This is a genomic window from Pseudoduganella flava (assembly GCF_007830495.1).
In the GTDB taxonomy this organism is placed as follows: Bacteria; Pseudomonadota; Gammaproteobacteria; order Burkholderiales; family Burkholderiaceae_D; genus Rugamonas; species Rugamonas flava.
Window position 1 is genome coordinate 36,154 of record NZ_VLKW01000011.1, and the last position, 24,314, is coordinate 60,467.

The window sequence follows — 24,314 nt, forward strand, 5'->3', positions numbered from 1 at the left end:
CCGCGGCAAGGCAGCCTTACATGCCCGGCAGCGGGTTGACCGGCAGCGGGTTGCGCAGCGAGACGTTGATCGCGTTCCAGCCGCGGATCACGGCGATCGCGAACGACAGCTCGGCGATCTCGTTTTCGCTGAAGTGTTCGCGCAGCTCGCCCCACGCGGCATCGGTGTCGTCGCGCTGCGGCAGCGCGTTGACGGCGTCCGCCCAGCGCAGCGCTGCCCGTTCGCGCGCGTCGAAGAACGGCGACTCGCGCCACGCGGCGATGCTGTTCAGGTGCCGCGGGTCGGCGCCCTGGCGGATCAGGTCGCGCCAGTGCATGTCGACGCAGACGCCGCAGCCGTTCACCTGCGATACGCGCAGGTTCACCAGCTCGACGATGCGTGCGCCCAGTTCGCTCTTCTTGACCGTTTGCGACAGGTTGACCATCGCGTGCAGGCTTTTCGGGGCGAGGTTCATCAGGGGGATGCGGGCTTCATGGATCGTGCCGGACATGTTGGTTCCTTTCAGGTTGCCGGGAGCGCACCGTGCGCCCCGTTCACAGCATTAGACGGCGCTGCCGCCGGCGTTGTGACAGGCCTCCATCTTTTTCGATGGGCCGGGGTCGGACGATCGACCGATACCGCGAAACGGGGCCGGTGCCTACACTGGTTCCATCGCAACCAACCAACAAGGAACCCGAGATGGCAACCAAAATGAAACTCGCCGCGCTGGCCGCATTGACCACTGCCGCGCTGCTGTCCTCCGGCGTGCAGGCCGCGCCGGAGCAGCCCGCCGTCGTCATCGTGCACGGCGCCTTCGCCGACGGCTCGGACTGGGCCAAGGTCATTCCGCTGCTGCAGGCGCGCGGCGTGAAGGTCACGGCGGTGCAGAACGGCCTGGAGTCGCTGGCCGGCGACGTGGCCGCCACCCGCCGCGCGATCGACAACCAGCCGGGCAAGGTCGTGCTGGTGGGGCATTCGTGGGGCGGCACCGTGATCACGGAAGCGGGCAACCATGACAAGGTCGCGGGCCTCGTCTATGTGGCGGCATTCGCGCCCGATGCCGGCCAGTCGACCGCCGAAGCGGGCAAGGGCTACCCGACGCCGCCCGGCATTGCGAAGCTCGTCGCGGACAAGCAGGGCTATCTCAGCCTGCCGCCGGACGCGCTGCGCCAGGACTTCGCGCAGGACGTGCCGGCCGCGCAGGCGGCCGTGATGGCGGCCACCCAGGGTCCGATCCAGGCCAAGGCGTTCGACGAGAAGCCCACCGCCGCGGCGTGGGCTAGCCGGCCGTCGTGGTACATCGTCAGCAAGAACGACCGGATGATCCAGCCCGACCTGGAACGGGCGATGGCAAAGAAGATCGGCGCGACGACGACGGAACTGCCGACCAGCCACGTGCCGCAGCAATCGCGCCCGGCGGACGTGGCAAAGGTGATCCTGGCTGCGGTGGCCGCTGCCCGGTGATATGCACAGAAACTGTGGATAACACTGTGCACCACGGCTGAGCTTGAATGATAAGCCTTTGATATTGTTGAGGTTTCATCGGGCGCCTGGCAATCGTGCAGGAAATCGGCAACGGCGTGGCGCGCCAGCCACGCCGTTGCCCCTCCAGCGGCCCCGACAGTGGTAATATTGCCGTGTTGCATTTTTTTCGCCAGCCCCAACCCCCGTCCTGGCATCACGAGCGTGCGGCGCGCCGCACGCAGCTTATCGTCCATGCCAATGTCACCCAACCGATCCCTGCGCCTCGGCGCAACCCTGTTATTGTCGTTTTCCTCGCTGCCCGCGCTGGCGGGCCGCCCGCTCGTCACGGACGATGCGTCGGTCGTCGCGCCGGGCATGTGCCAGGTCGAGATGTCCGCGCAGCGCGATCCGGGGCAGGGCTGGTTCATCCCCGCCTGCAACGTGGCCAACGACTGGGAGGTCGGCGCCGGGTTCGGTGGTGTGCGCCATGAAGGCGCCTGGCGGCGTGCGCTGGCGGTGCATGCGAAGACGCTGTTTCGCCCATTGACGGAAGACGGCTGGGGCGCCGGCGTCACGTTCGCACAGCAGCAGCTGACCGGCTTGAACGGGGCGCAGGAAGGCTTGCGGGACCGCTCCGCGACGCTGATCCTCAGCATTCCGATCGCATCATGGGCGATCGTGCATGCGAACGTGGGCGGCATCGAGCACAGGGCCGCCGGCCACGGCGCGCGCACCTGGGCCACCGCGCTGGAGACGACGCACGGTCATACCGGGCTGTCGCTGGAGACATTCGGCGAGCGGGGCGCGTACCGCACCTGGCAGGCCGGCTGGCGCTGGAGCGCCGTGCCGGACGTGCTGGACCTCGATGCCGCCTGGGGCGTGCAGCATTGCGACGGCGTGCGCGCCAACTACGCGGTGCTGGGCCTGACCTGGACGTTCCCCCGCTAGCGCGTCCGTGCTCAGGCGGCCTTGCGCCGCGTGGTGCCGGTGGATTTCGCGGCCGTCTTCTTCGCGGCCGGCTTCGATGCGGCGGCCTTCGCGGCGCCGCTCTTCGGCGCGGACGTCTTCGCCGTCGCCCGGGCCGTGCCGCTGCTGCGGGCCGAACCGGTGCGCGTCGTCGACGTGCGCGGCGCCGCCTTCTTGCTGCGCGGCGGCGCGGCTTCCTCTTCCTCTTCCGTATCGGTGTCGGCGGACGTGTCTTCCTCGTCCTCGTCGGCCGTGGCCTTGCGGCCCTTGGCGGGTTTCGCCCCGAGCGATTGCTTCAGCAGCGCCACCAGGTCGATGACGTTCGACGACGGTGCCGCCTCGCCTTCCTTCGACGGCGGCGTGATCGACTTGGTCTGCCCGGCCGCGATCTTCTTCTCGACCAGTTTCAGCACGTCGTCCTTGTACGTGTCGTGGTACTGGCCGGGGTCCCACTCGTCCGACATGCCTTCGACGAGGCTCAACGCCATCTGCAGTTCCTTGTCCGAGATGCCGGTGGCCTTCATGCCTTTCGCCGGCAGATTCAGGCCTTCGGTGTCGCGGATCTCGTCGGCGTAGCGCAACGTGTTCATGATGATGCCGTCCTCGCTGGCCACCAGCGCGCACAGGTGCTGCTTGGTGCGGATCACCACGGAGGCGACGGCGATCTTGCCGGCGCGGCGCAAGGTCTCGCGCAGCAGCGCGTACACCTTGTCGCCGCCGCGGCCGGGCGCGAGGTAGTAGGGCGTTTCGTAGAAGGTCAGCGGCACGTCCTCGGCGGGCACGAAGGCGAGGATGTCGATCGTCTGCGTGGCCTTCACGTTGGCACGCTTCAGGTCCTCGTCCGACAGCACGACGTATTCGCCGGCCGTGTATTCATAGCCCTTGATGATGTTGTCCCAGCTGACCTCCTTGCCGTTGCCCTTGTTGTAGCGCTTGAAACCGACGGGCGAGAAGTCGCGCTTGTCGAGCATGGTCAGGTCCAGCTCGTTCTGCTTGACGGCCGAGTACAGCTCGACCGGGATGTGGACCAGGCCGAAACTGATGGCGCCTTTCCAGAGCGAGCGGGCCATGGCGCTGCTCCTAGCCGACGCTGCCGGTAACGGGCAGCACGATGCCGGTGATGTAGCTCGAGCACACCGGCGACGCGAGGAACACGTAGGCGGGCGACAGCTCTTCCGGCTGGGCGGGCCGCTTCATGTCCGTGCTCGCGCCGAACTGCGCGATCTTCTCGGGCGTCTGGTCGGCCGGATTCAGCGGCGTCCACACAGGGCCGGGCGCGACGGCGTTGACGCGGATGCCTTTCTCCAGCACGTTCGACGCGAGCGACATCGTGAACGCGTGGATCGCACCCTTGGTGGCCGAGTAGTCGAGCAGCTTGGCCGAACCCTGCAGGCCGGTGACGGACCCTGTGTTGATGATCGACGCGCCTTTCTTCAGGTGCGGCAGCACGGCCTTCGCCATGTGGAAGTAGCCGTAGATATTGGTCTTCATCGTCAGGTCGAAGCGCTCTTCGGTCAGGTCCTCGAGCGAATCGGCGTGCTCCTGGAACGCCGCGTTGTTGACGAGGACGTCGATCTTGCCGAACGCCTTGATGGTCTCGTCCACGGCATGGCGGCAGAACTGCGGATCGCGCACGTCGCCGGGGATCAGGATGCAGCGCTGGCCCTCGGCCTCGATGCAGCGTTTGGTCTCGACGGCATCCTCCTGCTCGTCGGACAGGTAGATCAGCGCCACGTCGGCGCCTTCCCGTGCATACAGCACCGCGACGGCGCGGCCGATGCCGGAGTCGCCGCCGGTGACGATCGCGCTCATCCCCTGCAGCTTGCCGCTGCCCTTGTAGTCGGGCGCGAGGAAGTGGGGCTTGAGCTCCATGTCCGCCTCGACGCCGGGCTTGGCCAGGTGCTGCTGCGGCAGCGGCGGGCTGGGGAAATCGTGAGTACCCGTCTGCACGCCTTGCTCCTGGCCGCCTTGCTGGCCGCCGCCGGACTGGGACTTCGACTGGTCGCGCTGGTCCTGCTGCTGCTGGATGTCGCGCTGCAGGTTGCCGACGTTCTGTGACTTGTTCTCGGAATTGGACATGTCTGTGTTCTCCTTCTATACGAAAAAACAGTATTGACCCACACGCCGGGAACGACCGTGCGCTCCCTAACAAACAGCGTATCGAAGCGTGCGCGAGCGGGGAATCAAGGTTCCTAACCGATGAGCTTGTGTCCCTGGTGCCAGGCACCAGGGACACAAGCTCATCATATCGGTGGCGGTTGAAGCAATGGCTGAGCCCGTGTCCCCTTAGTGCCAGGCACCAGGGACACAAGCTCATCAGCTCGGCGGCCTTCCCTATGGTGGACAGTTGCTCAGCCATGGTAGGCTTGCGCCTTCGAACGTAAAACAGGTTGACCGATGCTGGAATGGCTGAGGCATTATCGGCGCGCCGCGCTGCCGGGGGATCTCGGCGCGGGCGTTGTCGTGGCCATGATGATGATCCCGCAGGGGATGGCGTACGCGCTCGTCGCGGGGCTGCCGCCTGTCGCCGGGCTGTATGCCAGCATCCTGCCGCCGCTCGTGTATGCGCTGTTCGGCAGCAGCATGACGCAGTCGGTCGGGCCGATGGCCATCGTGTCGCTGATGACGGGTGCGGCGATCGCGCCACTGGCCGCCGCCGGCACCGGGCTGCACGCGGTGCTGGCCGCCCAGCTGGCCCTCGTCGCCGGCGCCGTGCTGCTGCTGTGCGGCGTGCTGCGGCTGGGTTTTCTCGCCAATTTCTTTTCGCGGCCCGTGATGAGCGGCTTCACGGTCGGCTCGTCGCTCGTCATCGCCTGGGGCCAGGTCAAGCCGCTGCTGGGCGCAGCCCCGCCGCGCTGGCATGCGCCGAGCGCCATGCTGGGACTGGCCTCGCTGGCGCTGCTGGTGCTGGCGCGCGGCCATCTGGCGCCGTTGCTGCGCCGGCTCGGCGTGCGGCCTGTCGCTGCGGACGTCGTCGCCAAGCTCGCGCCGATGGTCGTGGTGCTGGCGGCAACCGGCGTCGTCGCCGCGTTCGATCTCGGCGCGCACGGCATCGCGCTGACGGGGCCGGTGCCGTCCGGCCTGCCGCAGCTGAACCTGGCCACGTCGCCCGATCACTGGCGCGCGCTGCTGCAACCGGGCCTGTTGATCGGGTTCGTCGTCTTCCTGATCAGCATGTCCGCCGCGCAGACGCTGGCGCAGAAACGGGGCGAGAAGCTCGTGTCGAACCGCGAACTGGTCGGCCTGGGCGCGGCCAATGTGGCCAGCATGGTGTCCGGCGCGTTTCCCGTGACGGGCAGCCTGTCGCGCTCCGCCGTCAACTTCGCGGCCGGCGCGAACACGCCGCTGGCCAGCGTCATCTCGGCCGTGCTGCTGGCGCTGGCGCTCGTGCTGCCCACCGGCTGGCTGGCGCTGCTGCCGCTGCCGACGCTGGCCGCGACGATCATCGTCGCCGTGCTGGGCATGCTGGAACTCGATACCCTCAAAACGGCCTGGCGCTACGACCGCGGCGACGCGCTGGCGTGGCTCGTCACCTGCATCGGCGTGCTGACCCTTGGCGTGGAGGCAGGCGTCATCGTCGGCGTCGTGCTGTCGATGGGCACGTTGATCTGGCGGGCCAGCCGGCCGCATATCGCCGTGCTGGGCCGGATTCCCGGCACGGAGCACTTCCGCAACGTCGACCGCTATCCGGCCGCCACGTCGGCGGGCCTCCTGATCCTGCGCATCGACGCCAATCTATTCTTCGGCAACGTCGAATCCGTCAACGAACGCATCGAGGACGAGCTGCGTGCCCACCCCGGCACGCGCCACCTCGTGCTGAACATGCTGGCCGTCAGTTCGATCGACACGACGGCGCTGTTCGCCCTCGCCGAACTCAATGCCAGCCTGAAGGCACGCGGCATCGGCCTGCACCTGGCGGAGGTGAAGGGCCCCGTGATGGACCGGCTGCGCGACAGCAGCCTGCCGGACCAGCTGGGCGGCCGCATCTTCCTCAGCACGGCGATGGCCGCCGATCACCTGAATTCCACGTCACCAGAAAAGGACCCCCGATGAAGAAAGTCAGTGCCGCCTTGCTCGCCTCGCTGGCCGCCGCCTGTGTGCTGCAGGCGCCGCCGTTGTATGCGGCCACGGCCAATCCGGCCGACGCGCGCCTGCGCACGATTTATGAAACGGAATGGAAGTGGCGTCTGCAGCAGCGCCAGGAAGACGAGGAAGACGACACCAACGGCATCCGCGCCAACCTGCCGAAGGTGGACGCGGCCACCCAGCTGGCGCGCCAGCGCTACTGGGAAAACGTGCTGAAGCAGCTCGATGGCGTCGCCGCGAACAAGCTGTCGCCGGCCGAGCAGGTCAACTTCGCCGTGTACCGCTCGCAGGTTGCCGCACTGGTGGCGAACCAGCGCTTCCGCGAGTACGAAAAGCCGCTGAATGCGGATTCGGCCTTCTGGTCGAACATGACCTACGAGGCCCGCAAGCCGTTCCGCACGAAGAAGGACTACACCAACTACATCGCCCAGCTGAACGACGTGCCGCGCTATTTCGGCGAGCAGGTCGTCAATATGCGCGCCGGCCTGGCGCGCGGCTTCACGCCGCCGAAGGTCACGCTGGCGGGCCGCGATGCGTCGCTGAAGGTGGTGGCCGAGGCCAAGCCGGAAGACACGGCGTTCTACCAGCCGTTCAAGGCGATGCCCGCGACGATTCCGGCGGAAGAGCAGGCGGCCCTGCGCGCCGCCGCGCTGCAGGCGATCAAGGACAAGGTGATCCCCGCCCACGCGCAACTGCTGGCGTTCATGCGCGACGAATATGTGCCGAAGTCCACCGTCAACCTGGCCGCCGAAAGCCTGCCGGACGGGAAGGCGTACTACCAGTCGAAGATCGTCGAGTTCACGACGACCGACCTGTCTGCCGACCAGATCCACCAGATTGGCCTGGCGGAGATGGCGAAAATCCGCGCCGAGATGGCGCAGGTGATGAAGGAAGTGAAGTTCGACGGCGACCTGCCCGCGTTCCTGACCTTCCTGCGCACCGACCCGCGCTTCTACGCGAAGACGCCGGAAGAACTGTTGATGCGCGCCGCCTGGATCGCCAAGAAGTTCGACGGCAAGGCCGAGCGCTACTTCGGCCGCCTGCCGCGCAGCCGCTTCGCGATCATCCCGGTGCCGCCCGAGCAGGCGCCGTACTACACGTCCGGCCGCGGTGGACCGGGCGTCTACCTCGTCAACACGTACAACCTTCCGGCCCGGGCGCTCTATAGCTTGCCGGCGCTGACCTTGCACGAATCCGCGCCCGGCCATGCGTTCCAGATGCCGGTGGCGCTGGAGCAGAAGGGCCGCCCCGCCTTCCGCAATGCGTACATCTCGGCGTATGGCGAAGGCTGGGCGCTGTATGCCGAGCGGCTCGGCACCGAGATGGGCATCTATGAAACGCCGTACGAGGTGTTCGGCATGCTCAGCTACCAGGCATGGCGCGCGTCGCGCCTCGTCGTCGACACGGGCATCCACGCGAAGGGCTGGACCCGCGAACAGGCGCAGCGCTACCTGATGGAGAACACGGCGCTGTCGCAGCACGAGGTGGAGACGGAAGTGGACCGCTACATCTCGTGGCCGGGCCAGGCCCTGTCGTACTACCTGGGCGAGATGGCGATCGTCGAGGCGCGCAAGAAGGCCGAAGCGGCGCTGGGCGACAAGTTCGACATCCGCCCGTTCCACGACACGGTGCTGGAGCTGGGCTCCGTGCCGCTGCCCGTGCTGAAGGCGCGGATCGACCGCTTTATCGCGGAGGGTGGCAAGGGCCCGTACGGCGCGGAGAGCTGAACGATGGGGTCGCGCGGATGGCCGCGAACTTCACTTTCTGCGCCACCGGCCTGAAGGACCCGAATTCGGCAGCGGCGCTGTGGGGACATTACACCAAGGGTGGTGCGGGAAAGCGCAGCGAGTCGGCCACCGGCGCCGATTTCGCGCTGGTCATCCCCGTTGGCAAGCGGTGCCGGGTCGCCATCGTGCAGGCAAAAATCACGGATGGCGGGACGGCGTCGCTGTACCAGGAGGGGACGGACAACCACCCGGCCGAGCAGATGGACAAGCTGTACGCGCTCGGCAGGTACTGGATGCGGGAACTCGGCATGGACGAAAAATGCGCGGGCGACTGGATGCACTATCTGCTCTGGACGAAGACTATTCCTCGCGCGCTGACGCTGAACCAGGCCATGCAGGACAACACCGGCAAGGGTCGCAACGTCGAGGTGAAGAAGTACGGGTCTTTCGCCACACTGGCGCTGGCTGCCTGCGCTCCCGAGGCATTCGGGGACAAAACCCTGGTGCACAAGGGCTGGCTCGAACTGGACATGCGGGAAGCGACGACGCGCTTGCCAGACCTGCTCCCGATCGTCGACGTCGTGCTTGCGGATCAGGGCGGCGGCGGCGCAGCGCTGGCCAAAGCGCTGTCGAAGCAATCGCTGACAAAGACGCGAAAGGTCGTCGCGGCGGGGAACGTCTCAGTAAAGCCCACCACTGGATTGAAGTACAAGAAGTAACCCGCCGTGCGTGGGACGCACTACCTGCCCAACGGTCCGGCAAACTTCCCATCCCGTACGGGCGTGCGCCGGCGCGCATCCGGCGTTATCATGGTGCTTTGATAACGCTACGGAGCTCCCATGCCGCTTTACCAGATCTGGTACAACGACGCCGACCAGCCACTGGTCGTCAACACCCCTTATCGCCTGCGCGACATCGAAATCGTCGGCGAAATCCTGCGCAGCGAGCAGCGGCAGAACCGTCAGAGCGCCGATCCGTCCGGCCTGACGGTGCGCGAACTGCTGCGCATTAATGGCTTGCGCAATGTGCGCTACACGCTGGACGAAAGCGAACCCACCGACCTGTCGTGAGCATCCAGGCGACGCTGCTGCACCGCCTTGGTGCGTCCGCGTTGCCATGGTGCGGCCAGGGTGCCCACCCGCCGGGATAACTCTGGCACGCTAATTGCAAGGTGTAGAGGGTCTGCGTTTTCCGCCACCCCATGCCCGACTGTCCCGAACGCCAGCCCGACCCTGCAATCCACGCGAGCGCCGCGTGGCAAGCCAGCCTTGCGCTCGGTTTCACCCGCGATGGTGCCGTCACCCGCCTGACGCGCCGCGAGCACGCAGGTCCCTTGCGCGTGCAAAAGCCCCTGTATCCGGAAGACCCCTCAGTCTGCCACGCGATCGTCGTGCATCCGCCCGGCGGCGTGGTCGGCGGCGACCAGCTGGCGATCGCCGCCCGGCTGGGCCCCGATGCGCACGCGCTTCTGACGACGCCCGGCGCGGCCAAGTGGTACCGCGCCAACGGGCGCGTGTCGCGCCAGCGCGTGCACCTGTCGGCGGAAAGCGGCGGCGCGCTCGAATGGCTGCCGCAGGAAACCATCTTCTACGACGACGCCCACGTCGATCTCGAACACCACGTCACCCTGGCTCTTGACGCGGCCTATCTCGGCTGCGAAATCCTGTGCCTGGGCCGGCGCGCGTCCGGCGAAACGTTTGCGAGCGGGCGCGTGCGGCAAACGACGTCCGTGCGCCGCGGCGGCCGGCTGCTGTGGTGGGAACAGGGCGCGCTGACGCCGGCCGTGCTGGCAAGTCCCTTGGGACTGGCGGGCCGCACCGTGTGCGCGTCCTTGCTGGCGGTCGGCACCGTGCTGCCGGCACCGGAGCTGGCCGCGCTGCGCGCGCTGGCCGACGATCCCTGTTACGGCGTGACGCAGATGAAGCATGTGCTGTCGGTACGCTGGCTCGGCGACGACAGCGAAGCGGCCCGTGAACTGATGCTGGCGGCGTGGCGCATCGTCCGGCCGGCGCTGCTGGGGCGCGCCGCGTTCGATCCGCGCAGCTGGCGCACATAAGAGAACACCATGGACCTGACACCTCGCGAAAAAGACAAGCTGTTGATCTTCACCGCGGCCCTCGTGGCCGAACGCCGCCTTGCGCGCGGCTTGAAACTGAACCATCCGGAAGCGGTGGCGCTGATCACGGCAGCCATCATGGAAGGCGCGCGCGACGGCAAAACCGTCGCGCAGCTGATGTCCGAAGGTACACAAATACTGACCCGCGACCAGGTGATGGAGGGCGTCCCCGAGATGATCTCCGATATCCAGGTCGAAGCGACTTTCCCGGACGGCAGCAAGCTCGTGACCGTCCACAACCCGATACCGTAATCCATGGGCGTGAACAGATGGGAGGAATCATGATCCCCGGTGAATACCGATTGCAGGACGGCGACGTGCCGATCAACGCAGGACGCGAGACGGTTACCGTCGTCGTGGCGAACCAGGGCGACCGCCCGATCCAGGTCGGCTCGCATTTCCACTTCTTCGAAGCGAACAACGCGCTGGTGTTCGAGCGCTGGAAGGCGTACGGCCGGCGGCTGAACATCGCGGCCGGCACCGCCGTGCGCTTCGAACCGGGCCAGCAACGGACGGTCGAACTGGTGGCGCTGGAAGGCGACCGCGAGGTGTACGGCTTCGCCGGCCAGGTGATGGGCAAGCTGAAGGACCAACCCTGAACAACGACAAGGGATAACAGATGGCGACACTAACGCGCCGCGCCTATGCGGAGATGTACGGTCCCACGACGGGCGACCGCATCCGCCTGGCGGACACGGAACTGTTCATCGAGATCGAGCGGGACCACGCGCTGTATGGCGAGGAAGTGAAGTTCGGCGGCGGCAAGGTGATCCGCGACGGCATGGGCCAGTCGCAGCGCGTGCATGCGGACGTGATGGATACCGTGATCACGAATGCCGTCATCGTCGATCACTGGGGCATCGTCAAGGCCGACATCGGCCTGAAGGATGGCCGCATCGCCGCGATCGGCAAGGCCGGCAACCCGGATATCCAGCCAGGCGTGACGATGGCGATCGGCGGCGCCACCGAGATCATCGCCGGCGAAGGGATGATCGTCACGGCCGGCGGCATCGACAGCCACATCCACTTCATCTGCCCGCAGCAGATCGAGGAAGCGTTGATGAGCGGCGTGACGACGATGCTGGGCGGCGGCACGGGCCCCGCCGTCGGCACGGCGGCCACCACGTGCACGCCGGGCCCGTGGCACATCCACGCGATGCTGCAGGCGGCCGACGCGTTCCCGATGAACCTGGGCTTTCTCGGCAAGGGCAACGTCAGCCTGCCGCGGCCGCTGGAGGAACAGGTCGAAGCAGGGGCGATCGGCCTGAAGCTGCACGAGGACTGGGGCAGCACGCCGGCCGCGATCGACAACTGCCTGTCCGTGGCCGAGCGGATGGACGTGCAGGTGGCGCTGCACAGCGATACGCTGAACGAAGGCGGCTTCCTGGAGCACACGCTGGCCGCGTTCAAGGACCGCACGATCCACACGTTCCACACGGAAGGGGCGGGCGGCGGCCATGCACCGGACATCATCGCCGCCGTCGGCGTGGCCAACGTGCTGCCGTCGTCGACCAATCCCACCCGGCCGTACACGGTCAACACGCTGGACGAACACCTGGACATGCTGATGGTGTGTCACCACCTCGACCCGGCGATCGCCGAGGATGTGGCGTTCGCCGAATCGCGCATCCGGCGCGAGACGATCGCCGCCGAGGACATCCTGCACGACATGGGCGCGATCTCGATGATGTCGTCCGATTCGCAGGCGATGGGGCGGGTCGGCGAGACGATCCTGCGCACGTGGCAGACGGCGCACAAGATGAAGGTGCAGCGCGGCGCGCTGCCGGAGGACGCGCCCGGCAACGACAACTTCCGCGTCAAGCGCTACATCGCCAAGTACACGATCAATCCCGCCATCACGCACGGCATCTCCCACGTCGTCGGCTCGCTGGAAGTGGGCAAGCTGGCCGACCTGGTGCTGTGGAAGCCGGCGTTCTTCGGCGTCAAGCCGTCGATGATCCTGAAGGGCGGCATGATCGCGGCGGCGCAGATGGGCGACCCGAATGCATCGATTCCCACGCCGCAGCCGGTGCATTACCGGCCGATGTTCGGCGCGTTCGGCGGCGGCTTGAAGAAGTCGCTGACGTTCGTGTCACAGGCCGCGTTCGATGCCGGCATCGGCGCGCGGCTGCAGTTGAACAAGCCGGTCGTCGCCGTGAAGAACACGCGCGGCCTGGTCAAGCGCGACATGATCCACAACGGCGCGCTGCCGGTGATGGAAGTCGATCCCGAAACCTATGAGGTCCGCGCGGATGGCCGGCTGCTCGTGTGCGAGCCTGCCGCGATCCTGCCGATGGCCCAACGTTATTTCCTGTTCTGACCATGATGACTTTGCATACCAAACTAGCGCATGCGGAGCACGTTCACGCATCGCTGGTGCTGCCCTACGAACTGCGTGAAAAATGCCGGCTGCGCGCGACGCTCGACACCGGCGAGGAAGTCGCCATCTTCACCGTGCGCGGCACCGTGCTGCGCGACGGCGACCTGCTGACGGGCGAAGAGGGCCGCGTCGTCAAGGTGGTGGCGGCCAGCGAGGACACGTACCGCGTCACCGCGCCGGATGCGCAGGCGCTGCTGCGCTGCGCCTTCCACCTGGGGAACCGGCATACGCAGGCCCAGGTGGAAGCTGGCTTCCTGCGCATCCGCGCCGATGCCGTGCTGCGCGAAATGCTGTATGGCCTGGGCGCCACCGTGATCGAGGAACGGGCGCCGTTCGAGCCGGAGTCCGGCGCGTATTCGGCCGGTGGGCACCATCACCACGACCATGGCCCGCTGGCGCCGATTCCCGTGCGCCAGCGCATCCACCGGCCCGGCGATCCGCGCGAGGGTGCGTCATGATCGCAGCGACGCAGTTACTGCACCTGCTGCAGTTCGCCAGCCCGCAACTGCCGATCGGCGCCTACAGCTATTCGCAAGGGCTGGAAGCGGCGCTGCAGCAGGGGCTCGTGCACGACGCGCCCAGCGCCCACGCATGGATCGCGCGCCAGCTGCACGAAGTGGTCGCGCGCTGGGACGCGCCGCTGTGCTGGCGCCTGATGCAGGCCTACACGCAGCGCGACGCGCCCGCTGTGGCGGAGCTGTCCGAGCGCGCCATCGCGTCGCGCGACACGGCCGAATTCCGTGCCGAGACGGTGCAGATGGGGTATTCGCTGGCGCGGCTGATCGAGGAGCTGGGCATCGCCGACGAAGGCGCGCTGGCGATGCTGCGCCAGGACGACACGGCTGGCGAGGTGCCGCTGGTGTCGGCCTACGCATGCGCCGTTGCCGCGCTGGGCATCCCGCACGAAGAGGCGCTGCTGGCGCTGCTGTTCGCGTGGGCCGAGAACCAGGTACTCGTGTGCGTCAAGTCGGTGCCGCTGGGGCAGGTGGCCGGGCAGAAGCTGCTGCTGGCGCTGCGGCCGGACATCGAGGCGGCCGCGCTGTGCGCGCAGTCGCTGGCCGAGCACGAGCTGTCGAACTGGACGCCGGGCCTGTCGCAACTGTCGATGCGCCACGAGGTGCAGTACAGCCGCGTCTATCGATCGTAAATTCGGCTCATAGAAAGGACATCATGCAAACCGTATCAAATCCGCTCCGGGTGGGCATCGGCGGGCCGGTCGGCTCGGGCAAGACGGCGTTGTGCGAGATGCTGTGCAAGGGCATGCGCGACACGACCGACATGGCCGTCATCACGAACGACATCTACACCCGCGAGGACATGGAAATCCTGCTGCGCGCCGAGGCCTTGCCGGCCGAGCGGCTGATGGGCGTGGAGACGGGCGGCTGCCCGCACACGGCGATCCGCGAGGATGCGTCGATCAACCTGGAGGCCATCGCCCGCATGCAGGCGGACTTCCCGCACCTGGAACTGATCCTCGTCGAATCGGGCGGCGACAACCTGGCCGCCACGTTCAGCCCTGAGTTGTCGGACCTGACGATCTACGTGATCGACGTGGCGGGTGGCGAGAAGATCCCCCGCAAGGGCGGCCCAGGCATCACGCGCTCGGACCTCCTCATCATCAACAAGACGGATCTCGCGCCGCACGTGGGCGCGAACCTTGACGTGATGGCGGCGGACGCGCGGCGCATGCGCGGCGACCGTCCCTTCGTGTTCACGAACCTGCGCACCGGCGACGGCGTCGCCAAGGTGATCGATTTCATTCGCACGCAAGGCCTGCTGGGGCAGGTGCCACCTTCCACGGAGATCGCATGAAACAGCCATACCACATCCTGTTCCTCGCCGGCCTGCTGGCCGCCGGCTCCGCGCTGGCCCACCCGGGCCATCCTGGCCATCCCGAAGGCGGCATTGCCGCAGGCATGCTGCATCCGCTGACAGGCATCGACCACCTGCTGGCGCTGCTCGCCGCAGGCATCTGGAGCGCGCGCCAGCAGCAGGGCAGGGCACTCGCCGCCGTGTTCGTCGCGATGATGGGCGTCGGTGCCGCGGCCGGCATGGCCGGCTGGCAGGTGCCTGGACTGGAAGGGGGCATCGCGCTGACGGTGCTGGTGACGGGCGTGCTGGTCGCGGCGGCCGTCACGCTGCCGGCGTGGGCCGGCGCGGCGCTGCTGGGCAGCTTCGCCATCCTGCACGGCAACGCCCACGGCATCGAGCTGCCGCATGCGGCCAGCGCCATCGGTTATCTCGCCACCAGTGCGCTGCTGCTGTTCGCAGGCCGCCTCCTGGGCCGCCTGCCGCTGGCCCGCTACGCCGGCGCACCGATCGCCATCGCGGGCCTGGGCTTGCTGGCCCTGTAGCCACATCATGTTTCCTGAAAACCGGTGTCAGACACCCGTTTTCAGGAAATCTTTCTCGGAAAAGGGGACAGGCCCTATTTTTGCCGCAACGTGTTCAATCGCGCGGCTGCTTGCGCCGCTCGCCCAGCACGATCGGCGCCGCGTCTTTGGGGTGGCGGCCCTGGTGGCCTTCGTAGACGGCGCGGATCGCGTCCATGTCGCGTTCCTGGTCGCCCGTCAGCCATAGCTGGTCCTGTACGCTCAGCACCTTGTTCGGGTAATCCATGTAGACGAGCACGAGCGGAACCTTCGCTTCCAGCGCAAGGTGGTAGAAGCCGCTCTTCCAGTGCGGGCGGTAGCCGCGCGTGCCTTCCGGCGTGATCGCCAGCCAGTACCACTCGGCCGCGTGCATGCGCTCGGCCTGGGCACGGATCATGCCTTGCGGCGCCGTGCGGTCCACGGGCTGGCCGTTGAGCCAGCGGAACCAGCGGCCCAGCACGGGAATGCGGAACAGCGAATCCTTCGCCAGCCAGCGGAACTGCAGATCCAGCGCCCACTTGCCGAACAGGCCGATCAGGAAATCCCAGTTCGACGTGTGCGGGTAGACGACGACGATGCCGCGCGGCCCCGGCAGCGGGCGATACATCATTTTCCAGCCAAACAGGTGGAGGACGCGCAAACAAAAGCGCTGTCGGAACGTTGGCAGTTGGGTGGCCTCTAGCCTATATTGGTTCATACCTCTCCCTGACGAATGGCGCGGCCGGCAGGTCAGTTTCGCACTGATTTGTCTTTGCTCTTTTCACTTTATGAAACCGCGGACGGCATTCTATCCGGGCTGATCCGGTGCGGCAAGCCGCGCCCAGCCATTGTTGCGGAACAACCCATACGCTCCAGAATGGCGCCGTTACACGGTCCGGCGCTGTCATTGCGTAATTATCAATAAGAAAATGACATCAAAACAACTGCTCTGCCTGACGATGGGAACGCTGGACGCCGGCGCGGCGCTCGGCGTGGCCGCCATCGATTTCATCGTCACCGCCGCGCACGATCCCGCCCACGCGCGCGCGTTGTTGCGCGAGCGGCCGATGCCGGTCGGCGCCATCGTTCTCGATCGCGCCGTGCCCGACGGCCGGCTCCGCGGCGACCTCGACGCATTCCTGCGCGAGCACTGGTGGATGCGCTGGGTCGCGCTGTGCCGGCCCGCCGCGTTGGAAGAGCCCGGCGTGCGGCGGCTGATCCACGACTACTGCATCGACTTCCACACGCTGCCGGCGGACCCCGTGCGACTGCGCTACACGCTGGGCCATGCGCACGGCATCGCCGCACTGCACGACAGCGACCCCGGCGCCGGCCTGCACACGCTGCGGCTGACGGGCAACAGTGCGCCCATTGCGCGGTTGCGCCAGCAACTGCTGAAGGTGGCCGCCGCCGATGCCCCCGTGCTGATCTGGGGCGAGAGCGGCACCGGCAAGGAGCTCGCGGCGCGCGCCGTGCACGAGAACTCGGCGCGCGCGGCAGGCCCGTTCGTGCCGATCAACTGCGGCGCGATCCCCGCCAGCCTCGTGCAGTCCGAGCTGTTCGGTCATGAACGGGGTGCGTTCACGGGCGCGGGCAAGGCGCGTCACGGCCTGATCGAATCGGCGGCCGACGGCTCCGTGTTCCTCGACGAGATCGGCGACCTGCCGCTGGAGATGCAGGCGAACCTGCTGCGCTTCCTGCAGGAGAAGACGATCCACCGGCTGGGCGGCACCCGGCCGTTGCCGGTCGACGTGCGCGTCATCGCCGCTTCGCACGTGCGGCTGCAGGATGCCGTCGCGCGTGGCGCGTTCCGCGAGGACCTGTATTACCGGTTGCACGTGTTGACCTTGGAAATGCCGGCGCTGCGCGAGCGCCGCGACGACGTCGTCGCGCTGGCCGAGACGTTCTTCCGCGACCATGCGCGCGAACGCTCGGCGCACGTGAAGGGCTTTACCGGCGCGGCGCTGGAGGCGCTGCGCGCGCACCACTGGCCCGGCAACGTGCGCGAGCTGCACAACCGGGTGCGGCGCGCGGCCGTGATGGCGGAAGGGCGCCTCATCACGCCGCAGGACCTGGGCCTGTCCGAGGCCGACGCCGCGCCCGCCGCCGCGTTGCACGGCGCCCGCAAGGAAGCGGAACGGCAGGCCATCGAGGCGGGGCTCGGCGCCGGCAAGAGCATCACGCACGTGGCGCGCGAGCTGGGCGTGTCGCGCATGACGTTGTACCGCCTTATCGCCAAGCACAGCATCGTGGTACCGGCCCGCAAGCGCACTTCCTGAAACGCGGCCGCGTTCGCCGCACGGTGTCACTGTCACACCGCTGTGACAGCCGCTGCGACACCGGCTTCCCTCCCACTGTCGGGCTGACACGCGTGCGGCGCGCTCCGGAGCGCCGCGCCCGCCTGGCACACGCGCGTGACAGAGGCCGCTTCGATACCCCCATCCCATGCGCCGCCGCGGCCAGGAAGGCCAACGATTTCAACCATTTAGCGCGATCGCCAACTGATGGCACCAAGCTTGCGATAAGGAGCAGGCTGGATATCCAGCGAACATCGGCCAACTTTTAGCGAGGACATCAAATGAAGAAAACGATGCTTGCCGCGGCAATCGCGCTTGCCTTCAGCGCTGCGGCGCATGCGCAGACCACCGAACCGACAACGGCGGTCTCGCAGAGCGGCGCAGGATCCCATGCCAACGACAACTCCCAGGTGAGGGTGGACAACAGCAGCAACCGCGACAACGACTCCAGCTCCAACCGTGACAACTACCAGGCCAACAACAATAACAACAGCAGCGGTGCGGCCAGCGCGCTGGCGGCGGGTGCCGCAAGTGCGAACAATGGCGCGACCGCTACCTCCAACCTCGATAACGCATTCAATACGTCCACCGCCACGGCGGTCAGCACGTTGACGGGCACCGTCAGCGGCAACAACGTCCAGCACATCGGCAATATGGCGACGAACAACGGCAGCGCCAACGGCGGCAACGCCGCGGGTGGTGTCGGCGGCATGGCCACGGGCGGCAATGCGAACGCCACGGCCGGCGCGGGCGGTAACGCGGCCGGCGGCATGGGCGCGGCCGGTGGCATCGGCGGCGTCGCCACGAACGGCAGCGCGAACGGCGGTGCCGGCACGGGCGGCATGGCGACCGGCGGTGCCGCCACCACGGGCGGAGCCAATGGCGGCGCGGGTGGCGCGGGCGGCCTGGCGCAAGGCGCGTACACGGGGGCTGGCGGTGCCGGCGGCATGGGCGGCCTGGGTGGCGCGGGCGGCAACAGCGCCGGCGGTAACGGCGGTGCCGGCGGCAGCGGCGCGGCCGGTGGCATGGGCATGGGCGGCGCGGGCGGCTATGCCGGTCCGGCCACGGGCGGCGCCGGTGGTGCCAGCGGTAACGCGATGGGCTCCAACGGCGGCAGCGGCGGCGCGACGGGCGCGGCTGTCGGCGGTGCGGGCGGCAGCGGCGGCTACGGCGGTGTCGGTGGTGCCGGCGGCATGGGCGGTTCGGGCGCGGCAGGTGGCTATGCATCGTCCGGCGGTGCTGGTGCCGGCAGCACGTCCACCGGCGGCAGCGGCATGGGCGCTACTGGCGCCGGCAGTGGCGGCGCGGGCGGCATGGGTGGCGGTGGCATGGCGACATCGGGTGGGGCGTCGGCCGGCAATACCAGCGGCATGCCGTCCGGCGAACCCCCGCCAAGCACGGGTAATCAGTCGGCCGCCGCCAGCTCCGGCGCAGCGACGGCCGGCGCGGCAGCTGGCGGTGCGGGCACCGGTGGCACCGGTACCGGTGGCGCGGGCACGGGCGGCACGGCCACGACGGGCGCCACGACGGCCAACGCAGGTTCGACGACGGGCGGTGCCGGCGGCGCGGGCGCGGCCGGTGGTGCCGGGGCAGCCGGCGGCATGGGCGGTGCCGGCGGTTCCGGCGCTGCCGCGACCAATACCGCGGGCGCCGGTGCGGCGGGCGGCTCTAACACGTCCGGCGCGGGCGGTGCGGGGGCGATGGCCAGCGCCACCGGTGGCGCCGGTGCCGCGGGGACGGGCGGCGCCGGCGGTAACGGCGCGGCCGGCGGTAACGGCAGCAGCACGGCCGGCGCGGGTGCGGCAGGCGGTGCCGGCGGTGCGGGTGCGGCCAGCGGCAACGCCAGCAACACGGCGGGCAGTGGCGCGGCAGGCGGCGCAGCGACGGGTGGTACGGCCACGGCCGGCACGGCAAGCGGCGGTGCGGGCGTTGGCGGCGCGGCGACGAACGGCAGTGCCACGGCTGGCGACGGCGGCATGGGCGGCTCGGGAGGTGCGGCAACGGCCGGCGCGGGCGGTGCGACGAGCGCCACGACGGGCGGCAGCGCGGCCGGCGGCATGGGCGCGGGCGGCACCGGCGGGGCCGGCGGTTCGAACACCGTCAATGCCGGCACCTTCAACATGTCGAACACGATGAGCGGTGTCGCGCAATCGGCGGCCGGCGTCTCCGTGATCAGCCAGAACAGCGGCATCAGCTCGCTGGTGCAGCAGAGCGTCAACGTCCAGGCCAACCTGGGCGTGGGCCGCTGACGCGGTGGAGCGCCGGTCTGGCCGGCGCTCCTGTTGATCATTCTGACGGAGGCGACATGCATCATCGAATCAGTCGGATGGCGGCGTGCAGTCGCGCGCCCCATCCGGTGCGCGGCAGTGCGCGCAGCTGGCCGTGCGGCTGTGCGGGCAGCATGGCGTGCAGTCCGGCGTGCAGTCAGGCGCGCAGTCAGGCGATTGGTGGCGCTTGCCGTTCGTCTCGCGGGCCTGCCGTTCTGGCGCTGCTGCTGGCGCTCGGCGCACTGCCGGCGCATGCGGCACCCGGCCTGCCGGATCGGCCGGCCCGCCCGTTCGCGGTCGGCCATCAGCCGTTGCCGCTGCCGGCATCCATCGGCGGCGTCGTGACGCCGGCACGGAGCGGACCGGCGGGTGCGCTGGACGATACGCGCCTGGCCACGCTGCGAGGCGGGACGGACACGCCGTGGAGCGCACCGTGGAGCGACATGAAGTTGAACGGGACGGTGGACCACAACACGGCCAGCCAGATCGTCACGGGCGCGAACATCGTTACCGATGGCGCGTTCAGCAATGCGTCGGGCTTGCCGATGGTGATTCAGAACTCGGGCGCCAACGTGTTGATCCAGAGCGCGACGATCGTCAACGTGCAGTTCCGATGAACCCTGCGCGGTCGTCACGCACGGGCCGCGTGCCGGCATTGCTGGCAGTGGCGGCATTGCTGGCCGCGGCCGGTGCCGTGCCGGCGGCGGACTTGCCGTTCGCCGCCGGCGGGCCCGTGTCGGTGCGCGTCACGAGCTTGAAGGAGGCGCGCTACCTGTCGACGGTGCGCCAGCAATACGACTTCAGCTGCGGTTCCGCCGCTGTCGCCACGCTGCTGACGCACCACTACGGCTACCCGCTCAGCGAACAGCAGGCATTTGCCGGCATGTTCGCGCGCGGCGACCAGGCACGCATCCGGCGCGAAGGGTTTTCGATGCTGGACATGAAAACCTTCCTCGCCGGGCACGGCTTCATTGCCGACGGGTTCCAGCAACCGCTGGACAACCTCGTCAAGGCCGGCTTTCCCGCCATCGTGCTGGTGGCGGAGCACGGTTACCACCATTTCGTCGTCGTCAAGGGCGTGCGGGATGGGCGCGTGCTGCTGGGCGATCCGTCCGGCGGCACGCGGGCGCTGCCGCACGCGGCGTTCGAAGCAGCGTGGGTGGACCACCTGCTGTTCGTGATCCACGACCGGCCCGGCACGCCGCGCTTCAACGACCCGGCGGACTGGGCGGTGGCGCCGCGCATGCGCCCCGGCGACGCGCTCGAGCGCGACAGCCTGCAGCGCGTCACGCTGCCGAAGCTGGGCGCCGGCGAATTTTAAGGAGGAGTGATGACGAAGCCGTATCGAACCGTGGCCGCCGCGCCGCTATGGCTGGCGCTGCTGCTGGCCGTGCCGCACGCTGCGCCGCGAGCGGAACCGGCGCCGGCCATGCCGGTGGCGGCGCATCCGTTCGATGGCCAGCCGGCCGTCGACGACAGCATGCTGGCTGCGGCGCGCGGCGGCTTCGATGCGGGCAACGGCTTGCTCGTGTCGCTGTCCATCGACCGGCTGCTGAGCCTGAACGGCGATCCCGTCGCCAGCAGCAGCCTGGCGCTGCGCGACGTGGGCGCCGCCGTGCATGGCGGCCTGCCGGCCGTTGTTGGCGGGCAGGCAGCTGGTGCCGCCCAGCTGTGGCAGACGGCGTCCGGCCAGTTGCCGGCGCTGGTGCTGCAGAACGCGGCGAACGGCCAGCTGATCCGCAGCCTGACGACGATCGATGCCGCCGTCAACAGCCTGCCCGCATTGAAGAACCTGAATTTCGGCGACAGCCTGCGCCAGTCGCTGTCGACCGCCGTGATGCCGCGCTGAGCGGCTTACCTCGATTCGAAGGAGAAGAGCATGTGCGTGTCGGGAGCATTCGGGGCGGCATTCGGGGCAGGATTCGGGGCAGGATTCGGCCCCGCGCTGCGCGCCGGTTCCGCCGGCCTGTCGCTGTTCATGCTGAGCGCGCTGGCGCAGGAGTTGCCGCTACCTCAGGATGGCAGCGGTGGCGCGCAGCTGTCCGCCGAGCTGGAACAGCTGAAGCAGGAACTGGCCGAGCAGCGCGCATTGCTGCGCCAGCTGCGCGAGGAGCTGGCCGCGCAGCGCGCCGCGACGGGGCAGGGCAGGTTGACGGCTGCGGCTAATGTGCCGGACGTGCCGGACGTGCCGGCCGACTGGCCACAACGCTCGCTGGCGGGCGCCACGCCGGCGGTGGGCGTCGCGCTGCTCGACGCCGCCCGTGGCACGGGCCCGGACGCCCAATCCCAGCCGCAGCCGCAGCTGCCGCAACCGCAGTTGCCACCGCATCCGCCGCAGCCACCGGCGGCGCCCGCCGGCCGGGCCGCGGCGCGCGACTCGCGCCCGCCGGAGGTGGCGCCGCTGTTCGAAGCCCCCGGCGTGCTGACGCCGCGGGGCCGTATCGTGCTGGAGCCGTCGTTCCAGTTCGGTTACTCGTCCAGCAACCGGGTGGCGCTGGTGGGCTATTCGATCATTCCGGCGCTGCTCATCGGCCTCATCGACGTGCGCGAAGTGAAGCGCAATATCTTCACTGCCGCGCTGACGGGCCGGTACGGCGTGACCAACCGTACCGAAGTGGAGCTGCGCGTGCCGTATGTGTACCGGTCCGATGCGACCGTCAGCCGCGAACTGGGTACGGGCACGGCTGTCGAGCGGGTATTCGACACGAGCGGCAAGGCGGTCGGCGACGTCGAACTGTCGCTGCGCCACCAGCTGAACGACGGCGGCGCCGACAAGCCTTACTATGTGGCCGGCCTGCGCATCAAGACCCGCACGGGGCGCGATCCGTTCGAGGTGGTCACGGATTGCCAGAAGCGCTGTGTCGGCGAAAACGTCACGGGCACGGGGCTGCCGATGGACTTGCCGACCGGCTCCGGCTTCTACGCCGTGCAGCCGAACGTGACGTGGCTGTTCCCGTCCGATCCGGCGATCTTCTTCGGCAGCGTCAGCTACCTGTACAACGTCAAGCGCAGCAATGTTTCGCGGCGTGTGCGGGACGGGGAGTCCGAGCCGTTGGGCGAGGTGAAACCGGGTGCGGCGCTGGGCTTCAACTTCGGCATCGGGCTGGCGCTGAACGAGAAGGCGTCGCTGAGCCTCGGCTACGACCACAGCTCGCTGGGCCGGACCAAGCAGAACGGCATCACGGTGCCGGGCTCCGTGCGCACGCAGTTGGGCACGCTGCTGATGGGGCTGTCCTACCGGGTGAACGACCAGCGCACCATCAGCGTGACGGTCGGCGCCGGGCTGACGCGGGATACGCCGGACGTGTCGCTGTCCGTGCGCGTGCCGCTGAATCTGTAGGTGCCGCTGGACCTTCAAGTGCGGCGCCGAACCGGCGCATGCATCACATCTGGCGGCGGCGCTGGGCCTGTGGCTGCCGCATATGTGATGCGGCGGCGCGGGCGCTGGCCACGGACGGATATCGGCGCCGAATGGGAGACGGCAGAGTTGCCTTGTTTCGGTTAATCTTACGTTCCCAGGAAACATCAGAAAAGGAAAACAACGATGTCCAAATTATTCACGCTGCGCCGCACCGCGCTGGCTGCCGCGCTGTCCGTCGCCGCGAGCGCCGCGTTCGCGGCTGCCCCGATGGTCAAGACCCAGGCTCCCGGCTTCTACCGCACGATGGTCGGCGATTTCGAAGTGACGGTGCTGTCCGACGGCACGACCGACCTGCCGATGGATAAGCTGCTGCATGACAAGGGTGGTCGCGTGCAGCAGGCGCTGGCAAAAAACTTCCTGAAGTCGCCCGTTGAAACGTCGTTCAATGCGTTCCTGATCAATACGGGCAGCAAGCTCGTGCTGGTCGACACGGGCGCCGGCAACCTGTTCGGGCCCACGCTGGGCAAGCTCGTCACGAGCTTGAAGGCGGCCGGCTATCAGCCGGAGCAGGTCGACGAGATCTACATCACGCACATGCACCCGGACCACGTTGGTGGCCTGGGGAGCGCCGACAAGGCCGCCTTCTCGAACGCCATCGTGCGCGCCGACAAGCATGACGCCGATTACTGGCTGAGCAAGGCGAAGATGGAGACGGCACCGGAGGACAAGAAGGGCTTCTTCCAGGGCGCGCAAGCTGCCGTGGCCTCGTATGCGGGCGCGAACAGGTTCCAGCCGTTCGACGGCAATACGGAACTGGTGCCGGGCATCCGCGCCACGTCCAGCTACGGCCACACGCCGGGCCACACGAGCTATGTGGTGGAGAGCCGCGGCCAGAAGCTGGTGCTGATCGGCGACCTGATGCACGCGCAATTCATCCAGTTCGACGACCCGTCCGTGACGATCGCGTTCGACAGCGACGAGAAAGCCGCGCTGGCCTCCCGCAAGGCGGCATTCGCGGACGCGGCAAAGCAGGGCTACCTGATCGGCGCCGCCCACCTGCCGTTCCCGGCAATGGGCCACCTGCGCAGCAGCGGCAAGGGCTACCAGTTCGTGCCGGTCAATTATTCAGTGCCGCGCTAAGGCTGCGGCAGGCACAAAAAACCCGGGCACTGCAAGGTGCCCGGGTTTTTTTATGCGCCAACAGCCGAGCTCGTGTCCACTTCTCTCTACCTGGGGGCAGACCCGGACACCGGACACGGGCTCGGCTGTATCAGCGCCTAAATTGATGAGCTCGTGTCCTGTCCGGGTCTGACCCCAGAG

At 68.3% G+C, this 24,314-nt stretch carries 25 protein-coding genes; 21 read left to right on the plus strand and 4 right to left on the minus strand.

All coding sequences use genetic code 11. The features are described 5' to 3' along the window. Nucleotides 1-16 precede the first annotated feature (16 nt). Complete coding sequence (locus IP92_RS23510) at nt 17-490, minus strand: carboxymuconolactone decarboxylase family protein (RefSeq protein ID WP_199271858.1); 474 nt, start codon at nt 488-490, stop codon at nt 17-19. A gap of 188 nt (nt 491-678) precedes the next feature. On the opposite strand from IP92_RS23510, the gene IP92_RS23515 reads away from it, so the two are divergent. After that, nucleotides 679-1,443, plus strand: coding sequence for an alpha/beta fold hydrolase (locus tag IP92_RS23515; RefSeq protein ID WP_371860966.1), 765 nt, complete (start codon nt 679-681; stop codon nt 1,441-1,443). Between the two features lie 252 nt (nt 1,444-1,695). Continuing rightward, entirely contained in the window at nt 1,696-2,391 is a 696-nt protein-coding gene (locus tag IP92_RS23520; RefSeq protein ID WP_145879829.1) for a PA4824 family protein, read from the plus strand. An 11-nt stretch (nt 2,392-2,402) separates the two neighbouring features. Here the strand turns inward: IP92_RS23520 and ku are convergent, their stop codons facing one another. Next, entirely contained in the window at nt 2,403-3,479 is a 1,077-nt protein-coding gene (gene ku, locus IP92_RS23525) for a non-homologous end joining protein Ku (protein WP_145879831.1), read from the minus strand. Nucleotides 3,480-3,489: 10 nt separating this feature from the next. Then, nucleotides 3,490-4,488 carry an SDR family oxidoreductase gene (locus tag IP92_RS23530; RefSeq protein WP_145879833.1) on the minus strand — a complete coding sequence of 333 codons (999 nt, stop codon included), beginning with the start codon at nt 4,486-4,488 and terminating at the stop codon, nt 3,490-3,492. A 318-nt stretch (nt 4,489-4,806) separates the two neighbouring features. Here IP92_RS23530 and IP92_RS23535 point away from each other — a divergent pair, with 318 nt between their 5' ends. From IP92_RS23535 to IP92_RS23590, 12 genes are all read left to right on the plus strand, one after another. After that, complete coding sequence (locus tag IP92_RS23535; RefSeq protein WP_145879835.1) at nt 4,807-6,462, plus strand: SulP family inorganic anion transporter; 1,656 nt, start codon at nt 4,807-4,809, stop codon at nt 6,460-6,462. Beyond that, nucleotides 6,459-8,222 (plus strand): DUF885 domain-containing protein, encoded by a 1,764-nt coding sequence (locus tag IP92_RS23540; protein WP_145879837.1) that lies wholly within the window; start codon nt 6,459-6,461, stop codon nt 8,220-8,222. The genes IP92_RS23535 and IP92_RS23540 overlap by 4 nt, the downstream gene beginning before the upstream one ends. 17 nt (nt 8,223-8,239) lie before the next feature. Then, nucleotides 8,240-8,941 (plus strand): hypothetical protein, encoded by a 702-nt coding sequence (locus tag IP92_RS23545; RefSeq protein ID WP_145879839.1) that lies wholly within the window; start codon nt 8,240-8,242, stop codon nt 8,939-8,941. 120 nt (nt 8,942-9,061) lie between these two features. Next, nucleotides 9,062-9,292, plus strand: a complete 231-nt coding sequence (locus IP92_RS23550; RefSeq protein WP_145879843.1) for a hypothetical protein — start codon at nt 9,062-9,064, stop codon at nt 9,290-9,292. A 131-nt stretch (nt 9,293-9,423) separates the two neighbouring features. Beyond that, nucleotides 9,424-10,278 (plus strand): urease accessory protein UreD, encoded by an 855-nt coding sequence (locus IP92_RS23555; protein ID WP_145879845.1) that lies wholly within the window; start codon nt 9,424-9,426, stop codon nt 10,276-10,278. A gap of 9 nt (nt 10,279-10,287) precedes the next feature. Beyond that, nucleotides 10,288-10,590: an urease subunit gamma gene (locus tag IP92_RS23560; RefSeq protein ID WP_145879847.1), complete on the plus strand. Its 303-nt coding sequence runs from the start codon at nt 10,288-10,290 to the stop codon at nt 10,588-10,590. 29 nt (nt 10,591-10,619) lie between these two features. Then, nucleotides 10,620-10,937 (plus strand): urease subunit beta, encoded by a 318-nt coding sequence (locus IP92_RS23565; RefSeq protein ID WP_145879850.1) that lies wholly within the window; start codon nt 10,620-10,622, stop codon nt 10,935-10,937. 20 nt (nt 10,938-10,957) lie between these two features. Further along, nucleotides 10,958-12,658: an urease subunit alpha gene (gene ureC / locus IP92_RS23570; protein ID WP_145879852.1), complete on the plus strand. Its 1,701-nt coding sequence runs from the start codon at nt 10,958-10,960 to the stop codon at nt 12,656-12,658. 2 nt (nt 12,659-12,660) lie between these two features. Next, a complete protein-coding gene (gene ureE / locus IP92_RS23575) occupies nt 12,661-13,176 on the plus strand; it encodes an urease accessory protein UreE (RefSeq protein ID WP_145879854.1) in 516 nt (171 codons plus the stop codon). Beyond that, nucleotides 13,176-13,865 carry an urease accessory protein UreF gene (locus IP92_RS23580; RefSeq protein WP_145880228.1) on the plus strand — a complete coding sequence of 230 codons (690 nt, stop codon included), beginning with the start codon at nt 13,176-13,178 and terminating at the stop codon, nt 13,863-13,865. The genes ureE and IP92_RS23580 overlap by 1 nt, the downstream gene beginning before the upstream one ends. Before the next feature lie 23 nt (nt 13,866-13,888). Next, nucleotides 13,889-14,530: an urease accessory protein UreG gene (gene ureG / locus IP92_RS23585; protein WP_145879857.1), complete on the plus strand. Its 642-nt coding sequence runs from the start codon at nt 13,889-13,891 to the stop codon at nt 14,528-14,530. Then, nucleotides 14,527-15,072: a HupE/UreJ family protein gene (locus IP92_RS23590; RefSeq protein ID WP_145879860.1), complete on the plus strand. Its 546-nt coding sequence runs from the start codon at nt 14,527-14,529 to the stop codon at nt 15,070-15,072. Before ureG ends, IP92_RS23590 begins: the two co-directional genes overlap by 4 nt. A gap of 94 nt (nt 15,073-15,166) precedes the next feature. On the opposite strand, the gene IP92_RS23595 is transcribed toward IP92_RS23590, so the two are convergent. Further along, nucleotides 15,167-15,700: a 1-acyl-sn-glycerol-3-phosphate acyltransferase gene (locus IP92_RS23595; protein ID WP_307724869.1), complete on the minus strand. Its 534-nt coding sequence runs from the start codon at nt 15,698-15,700 to the stop codon at nt 15,167-15,169. A 298-nt stretch (nt 15,701-15,998) separates the two neighbouring features. Here IP92_RS23595 and IP92_RS23600 point away from each other — a divergent pair, with 298 nt between their 5' ends. The 7 genes from IP92_RS23600 (at nt 15,999) to IP92_RS23635 (ending at nt 24,134) form a co-directional block, all read left to right on the plus strand. After that, complete coding sequence (locus IP92_RS23600; protein WP_145879864.1) at nt 15,999-17,348, plus strand: sigma-54 dependent transcriptional regulator; 1,350 nt, start codon at nt 15,999-16,001, stop codon at nt 17,346-17,348. A gap of 299 nt (nt 17,349-17,647) precedes the next feature. Next, on the plus strand, nt 17,648-19,615 hold the full coding sequence (locus IP92_RS23605; RefSeq protein WP_158206858.1) for a hypothetical protein: 1,968 nt from the start codon (nt 17,648-17,650) through the stop codon (nt 19,613-19,615). Nucleotides 19,616-19,671: 56 nt separating this feature from the next. Further along, nucleotides 19,672-20,250 (plus strand): hypothetical protein, encoded by a 579-nt coding sequence (locus IP92_RS30285; protein ID WP_229418940.1) that lies wholly within the window; start codon nt 19,672-19,674, stop codon nt 20,248-20,250. Beyond that, nucleotides 20,247-20,954: a C39 family peptidase gene (locus tag IP92_RS23620; RefSeq protein ID WP_145879873.1), complete on the plus strand. Its 708-nt coding sequence runs from the start codon at nt 20,247-20,249 to the stop codon at nt 20,952-20,954. Before IP92_RS30285 ends, IP92_RS23620 begins: the two co-directional genes overlap by 4 nt. 9 nt (nt 20,955-20,963) lie before the next feature. Further along, complete coding sequence (locus IP92_RS23625; protein ID WP_145879875.1) at nt 20,964-21,482, plus strand: hypothetical protein; 519 nt, start codon at nt 20,964-20,966, stop codon at nt 21,480-21,482. 30 nt (nt 21,483-21,512) lie between these two features. Beyond that, nucleotides 21,513-22,973, plus strand: a complete 1,461-nt coding sequence (locus IP92_RS23630) for an acetate kinase (protein ID WP_229418941.1) — start codon at nt 21,513-21,515, stop codon at nt 22,971-22,973. Between the two features lie 204 nt (nt 22,974-23,177). Beyond that, on the plus strand, nt 23,178-24,134 hold the full coding sequence (locus IP92_RS23635; RefSeq protein ID WP_145879877.1) for an MBL fold metallo-hydrolase: 957 nt from the start codon (nt 23,178-23,180) through the stop codon (nt 24,132-24,134). Nucleotides 24,135-24,314: the final 180 nt, after the last annotated feature.

What these genes read in the sequence shown, in the direction of transcription:
- ku (WP_145879831.1), bottom strand. Translation starts at nt 3,479, where the DNA reads ATGGCCCGCTCGCTCTGGAAAGGCGCCATCAGTTTCGGCCTGGTCCAC.
- IP92_RS23540 (WP_145879837.1), top strand. Translation starts at nt 6,459, where the DNA reads ATGAAGAAAGTCAGTGCCGCCTTGCTCGCCTCGCTGGCCGCCGCCTGT.
- ureC (WP_145879852.1), top strand. Translation starts at nt 10,958, where the DNA reads ATGGCGACACTAACGCGCCGCGCCTATGCGGAGATGTACGGTCCCACG.
- IP92_RS23560 (WP_145879847.1), top strand. Translation starts at nt 10,288, where the DNA reads ATGGACCTGACACCTCGCGAAAAAGACAAGCTGTTGATCTTCACCGCG.
- IP92_RS23565 (WP_145879850.1), top strand. Translation starts at nt 10,620, where the DNA reads ATGATCCCCGGTGAATACCGATTGCAGGACGGCGACGTGCCGATCAAC.
- IP92_RS23545 (WP_145879839.1), top strand. Translation starts at nt 8,240, where the DNA reads ATGGCCGCGAACTTCACTTTCTGCGCCACCGGCCTGAAGGACCCGAAT.
- IP92_RS23510 (WP_199271858.1), bottom strand. Translation starts at nt 490, where the DNA reads ATGTCCGGCACGATCCATGAAGCCCGCATCCCCCTGATGAACCTCGCC.
- IP92_RS23590 (WP_145879860.1), top strand. Translation starts at nt 14,527, where the DNA reads ATGAAACAGCCATACCACATCCTGTTCCTCGCCGGCCTGCTGGCCGCC.
- IP92_RS23625 (WP_145879875.1), top strand. Translation starts at nt 20,964, where the DNA reads ATGACGAAGCCGTATCGAACCGTGGCCGCCGCGCCGCTATGGCTGGCG.
- IP92_RS23620 (WP_145879873.1), top strand. Translation starts at nt 20,247, where the DNA reads ATGAACCCTGCGCGGTCGTCACGCACGGGCCGCGTGCCGGCATTGCTG.
- IP92_RS23520 (WP_145879829.1), top strand. Translation starts at nt 1,696, where the DNA reads ATGCCAATGTCACCCAACCGATCCCTGCGCCTCGGCGCAACCCTGTTA.
- IP92_RS23555 (WP_145879845.1), top strand. Translation starts at nt 9,424, where the DNA reads ATGCCCGACTGTCCCGAACGCCAGCCCGACCCTGCAATCCACGCGAGC.
- IP92_RS23550 (WP_145879843.1), top strand. Translation starts at nt 9,062, where the DNA reads ATGCCGCTTTACCAGATCTGGTACAACGACGCCGACCAGCCACTGGTC.
- IP92_RS23515 (WP_371860966.1), top strand. Translation starts at nt 679, where the DNA reads ATGGCAACCAAAATGAAACTCGCCGCGCTGGCCGCATTGACCACTGCC.
- ureG (WP_145879857.1), top strand. Translation starts at nt 13,889, where the DNA reads ATGCAAACCGTATCAAATCCGCTCCGGGTGGGCATCGGCGGGCCGGTC.
- IP92_RS23600 (WP_145879864.1), top strand. Translation starts at nt 15,999, where the DNA reads ATGACATCAAAACAACTGCTCTGCCTGACGATGGGAACGCTGGACGCC.
- IP92_RS30285 (WP_229418940.1), top strand. Translation starts at nt 19,672, where the DNA reads ATGCATCATCGAATCAGTCGGATGGCGGCGTGCAGTCGCGCGCCCCAT.
- IP92_RS23595 (WP_307724869.1), bottom strand. Translation starts at nt 15,700, where the DNA reads ATGATGTATCGCCCGCTGCCGGGGCCGCGCGGCATCGTCGTCGTCTAC.
- ureE (WP_145879854.1), top strand. Translation starts at nt 12,661, where the DNA reads ATGATGACTTTGCATACCAAACTAGCGCATGCGGAGCACGTTCACGCA.
- IP92_RS23535 (WP_145879835.1), top strand. Translation starts at nt 4,807, where the DNA reads ATGCTGGAATGGCTGAGGCATTATCGGCGCGCCGCGCTGCCGGGGGAT.
- IP92_RS23530 (WP_145879833.1), bottom strand. Translation starts at nt 4,488, where the DNA reads ATGTCCAATTCCGAGAACAAGTCACAGAACGTCGGCAACCTGCAGCGC.
- IP92_RS23630 (WP_229418941.1), top strand. Translation starts at nt 21,513, where the DNA reads ATGTGCGTGTCGGGAGCATTCGGGGCGGCATTCGGGGCAGGATTCGGG.
- IP92_RS23635 (WP_145879877.1), top strand. Translation starts at nt 23,178, where the DNA reads ATGTCCAAATTATTCACGCTGCGCCGCACCGCGCTGGCTGCCGCGCTG.
- IP92_RS23605 (WP_158206858.1), top strand. Translation starts at nt 17,648, where the DNA reads ATGAAGAAAACGATGCTTGCCGCGGCAATCGCGCTTGCCTTCAGCGCT.